The sequence below is a fragment of the Pseudoalteromonas sp. S2893 genome (genome assembly GCF_005887105.1).
In the GTDB taxonomy this organism is placed as follows: domain Bacteria; phylum Pseudomonadota; class Gammaproteobacteria; order Enterobacterales; family Alteromonadaceae; genus Pseudoalteromonas; species Pseudoalteromonas atlantica.
Window position 1 is genome coordinate 1 of record NZ_PNCY01000037.1, and the last position, 3,097, is coordinate 3,097.

General features: G+C 49.0%; 1 protein-coding gene. It reads left to right on the forward strand.

Translation table 11 applies throughout. The features are described 5' to 3' along the window. Positions 1-3,097, forward strand: a 3,097-nt coding sequence (locus tag CWC04_RS16130) for a beta strand repeat-containing protein (protein WP_171038588.1), incomplete at both ends; no start/stop codon positions are given.

Below are 3,097 nucleotides of genomic sequence, written 5' to 3' on the forward strand. Positions count from 1 at the left end.
GGTATCGGTAACCGATAACGCAGGTAATGAAACCACAGCAACAACTACAGGTGAGATTGATACAACAGCGCCGGTTGTTACCATAAATGCGCTAGGTGATACAAGTGATACTACACCAACTCTATCAGGTACGGTAAGCGGGGAACCTACAGGCTCAACTGTTACTTTAACTGTAACGGACGCTAATGGTGCAGTGCAAACAATCACTGCACAAGTCATTGCAGATGGAAGTTGGACAGTAGAAGTACCCGTAGCTTTAGCTGAAGGTAGCTATACTGTTGATGCTACTATTAGCGATAACGCTGGCAATGAAGGTACTGCAAGCGCCTCTGGTACTATTGATACAAGTGCGTTAACTATCACTATTGATGTGATTGGTGAAACTAACGATCAAACCCCACAAATAAGCGGTGATACATTTAATGCAGAAGTAGGTTCGTCTGTTGAAGTTCAGATCACAGACTCTACAGGTGCGACTATTACCTTAACTACGGTTGTTGATGCAAACGGACAGTGGAGTGTTACTCCGCCAGCCGATTTACCTGAGGGAAGTGTATCAATCAGTGCAACAGTAACTGATTTAGGCGGTGGTTCAGCCATAGCAGAACTTGATGCCGTAATTGATATTACGCCGCCAACCATACAAATTAACGATCTAGAAACCAGTAATGATACAACACCAATTATTGCTGGTAATACTACAGGCGTTGTTTCTGGCACTGTAATAAGCTTGACTGTTACAGATTCGCAAGGAGTTGTTCGCTCGTTTAATACGACAACAGATGCACAAGGGAATTGGAGTGTAGAGCTTTCTCAAGAGTTAGCTTCAGGGGATTATACTGTACAGGCAGAGGTTTCTGATGCTGCAGGCAATAGCGCTTTAGATACAGCAACCGGTAATATTGATACTGCGGGGCCAAGTTTAACCGTTGATTTTGATGCTGTAACCAATGATACAACACCGACTATTTCAGGCACGAGTGATGCCGATGTAGGTACAACGATTACTGTAGTGATCACTGATGAAAACGGTGTTGAACAAACACTAACAACCACAGTAGATGCCAATGGAAATTGGCAAGTAACCCCTCAAACAGACTTGAATGAAGGTGATAACACCATCGAAGTGAGCGTGTCTGATGAAGCAGGAAACACAACCACAGTAACCGATACAATTACTTTAGATACACAAGCACCCACATTAACCATGCAAACCGTGGGTGATGTAAACGACTTAACCCCGACATTACAAGGCACCAGTAACGAAATTGGCGGCACGGTAACACTCACCGTGACCGACAGTGATGGCGCTGTGCAAACCATTACCACCACCGTTGGTACGGATGGCCATTGGGATATTGAAGTGCCCAGTGCCCTGGCACAAGGTGACTTTACTGTAACGGCCAGTATTACTGATGCCGCAGGCAATGAGAGTACCGCCAACAGCAGTGGCAATGTAGATACTATTACCCCGGTTGTAACTGTGGATGCACTGGGGCTTGGTAACGACAGTACTCCACTTATTAGTGGTACTTCAACTGAGCCAGAAGGCACAGTTGTAAACATTGTAATCACCGACAGTAATGGCGATGAAACACCGCTCACCGCCACCGTGGATGTCAACGGCAACTGGCAAGCAATCAGCCCAGAATTACCTGATGGTAGCTACAGTGTACAAGCCAGCATTACGGATGCGGCGGGCAATACAGGCGGCGCTACGCAATCGGGCAGCATAGATAGCCTTGCCCCGACACTGACACTCGACACTGTAGGCGCTACCAACGACAGTACGCCAACTATTAGTGGTACCACGAATGCACCAGCCGGCACGGTAATTAGCATCAGCGTTAGCGATGGCATTACCACCGAAACCTTTACAGCCACAGTCCAAGCGGGTGGCAGCTGGTCAGCCGATGTACCAAATGCACTGGTTGATGGTGAGCTGACCATTGAAGCCAGCGTGAGCGACAACGCCGGTAACACCACCACGGTTAGTGAAACAGCCACGCTGAACACCACCGCGCCAAGCATTAGCATTAATACCTTGGTTGATACCAACGACACCACACCAACCATTAATGGGACAAGTGATGCAGCCGATGGCACCACCATTAGCTTAACGTTTGAAGATAGCGCGGGTAATATTACGACTGTTGATACCACCGTAACCGGTGGCGTGTGGAGCGTTGATGCACCGAGTGAATTAGCTGAAGGCGAATACACAGTGACCGCCGAGGTAGACGATGGTCTGGGTAATACCGGCAGCGCCACAGAAACCGGTATTATTGACACCACTATGCCAGCGATTGAAGTGAATGAGTTAGTTGTTACCAATGATACAACCCCAACGATCACCGGCACCGCGAATGCACCGCAAGGCAGCACCGTAACGGTTGAAATCACCGATAGTAATAATGTGACCCATACGGTTACAACAACCCTAGGAGCTAATGGCACGTGGAGTGTGGCTGCCTCACAAGTAGTTGCTGAAGGCAGTTATACCGTAAGTGCAAGCGTAAGCGATGCAGCGGGTAACACAGCGACCGCCACAGGCGCAGGAGAGGTTGATACCATTGCGCCAACGCTTGATTTAACCAGCCCAGGTTCAAGTAACGATGTTACACCGACCCTAAGCGGCACCAGTGATGCGGTTGAAGGCACCGTGATCACCTTTACGGTTATCGATGATTTAGGGGTCGAGCAAACCTTTACCACCACCGTGGATGCGAGCGGCAACTTCTCAGTGGAAGTACCGACGGCACTTGCAGAAGGGCCGTACAGCATTGAGGCCAGCATTAGCGATGATGCAGGTAACAGCACTGATATCTCTGGCAGCGGTAACATCGATACGACCGCGCCAAGTGTGAGTGTGGATGCACCAGCGCTCACCAACGACAGCACGCCAACGGTTACGGGCACCAGTGATGCACCAAACAGCACCGTTACGATAACCTTTACCGATGCAGCCAATGCCGTACAAACTATTGATGTACAAACCGATGCGAATGGTAATTGGAGTGCCACCCCAGCGACTGATTTAGCTGAAGGCAACTACAGTGTTAGCGCCAGCATTACCGATGCGGCGGCTAACACGGTC